Here is a 1681-nt window from a genome sequence, read left to right on the forward strand (position 1 = left end):
CCGCGGGGGATTTCGGCGTTCATCGTCCCGAAGGGGTCGCCGGGTCTGTCGTTCGGGCCGAACGAGGTGAAGATGGGCTGGAACGCCCAGCCCACCCGGCAGGTGATCTTCGAGGACGTGCGGGTGCCGGCGGCGAATCTGCTCGGGTCCGAGGGCGGTGGTTTCCGGATCGCGATGGCCGGCCTGAACGGTGGCCGGCTCAACATCGCGGCGTGTTCGGTGGGCGGCGCGCAGACCGCGTTGGACAAGGCCGTCGCCTACCTGAGGGACCGGAAGGCGTTCGGGTCGCCGCTGATCGACTCGCAGGCACTGCAGTTCCAGCTCGCCGACATGCGCACCGAACTGGAGGCGGCCCGCACCCTGCTGTGGCGGGCGGCGGCGGCGCTCGAGGACGGCGCCCCCGACGTCGTGGAGCTGTGTGCGATGGCGAAGCGGTTCGCCACCGACACCGGGTTCGAGGTCGCGAACCGGGCGCTGCAGCTGCACGGGGGGTACGGCTATCTTGCCGAGTACGGAATCGAGAAGATCGTCCGGGACCTGCGGGTGCACCAGATCCTCGAGGGCAGCAACGAGATCATGCGGGTGGTCATCGCCCGCAGCGTCGTCGCGGGGGCCGGACACGGAAACAGAGGAGCGGCATGAGCGAGGCGGTACCGGCGGAACCGGAAGTTCTGATCACCACGAGCGGCGGTCTGGGCCGGATCGTGCTCAATCGGCCCCGGGCGATCAACGCCCTCAATCATGCGATGGTCCGGCAGATCGCGGCGGCCCTGACCGAATGGTCCGGCGACGACGCGGTCCGGGCGGTGGTGATCACCGGTGCCGGGGAGCGGGGCCTGTGCGCGGGCGGCGACATCGTGTCGATCTACCACGACGCGAAGGACGGGGGCACCGGTTCGCGGGAGTTCTGGCGCGAGGAGTACATCCTCAACGCGGCCATCGCGAACTACGGCAAGCCGTACGTGGCGATCATGGACGGCATCGTGATGGGCGGCGGGGTCGGGGTGTCGGCGCACGGCAGCGTGCGGATCGTCACCGAACGGTCGATGATCGGGATGCCCGAGACCGGGATCGGGTTCGTCCCCGACGTCGGCGGCACCTACCTGCTGGCCCGCACCCCGGGCGAGCTGGGCACCCACATCGCCCTGACCACCGCCCGGCTCAGCGCCGGCGACGCGATCGCGTGCGGGTTCGCCGACCACTTCATCCCGTCGGGGAGGATCGAGCAGTTCATCGACGCGTTGTCGACGACGTCCGTTCAGGAGGCGCTCGGCGCGTTCACCGAACCGGCACCGGCATCGGAGTTGCTGGCGCAGCAGGACTGGATCGACGCCGCGTACTCGGCCGACACTGTCGCCGACATCGTCGCCCGGTTGCGCGGCAGTGGGGTGCCCGAGGCGGAGAAGGCGGCCGAGCAGGTGCGCTCGAAGTCGCCGACCGCGTGCGCGGTCACCCTGAAATCGCTGCGCCGCGCCCGGCAGGCCGGCAGTCTCGAGGAAGTCCTCGATGACGAGTTCCGGGTGTCCGTCGCCTGCCTGCGCTCACCCGACCTCGTCGAGGGCATCCGGGCGCAGGTCGTGGACAAGGACCGCAACCCGCACTGGTCGCCCGCCACGATCGAGGAGGTCGACCCAGCGCGGGTCGACGCGTTCTTCGCACCACTCGGCGACCTCGAACTCGG

General features: G+C 70.3%; 2 protein-coding genes. Both read left to right on the top strand.

What is annotated here, in order from left to right; translation table 11 throughout:
* The coding region (locus tag AZG88_RS53415; RefSeq protein WP_269455032.1) for an acyl-CoA dehydrogenase family protein at nucleotides 1-642 on the top strand (642 nt) is incomplete at its 5' end.
* Nucleotides 639-1681 (top strand): enoyl-CoA hydratase/isomerase family protein (locus AZG88_RS07885; RefSeq protein ID WP_061697385.1); only part of this gene is annotated, 1043 nt, incomplete at its 3' end. The genes AZG88_RS53415 and AZG88_RS07885, both read left to right, overlap by 4 nt.

Source organism: Rhodococcus sp. LB1 (genome assembly GCF_001583455.1).
GTDB classification, from domain to species: domain Bacteria; phylum Actinomycetota; class Actinomycetes; order Mycobacteriales; family Mycobacteriaceae; genus Rhodococcus_F; species Rhodococcus_F opacus.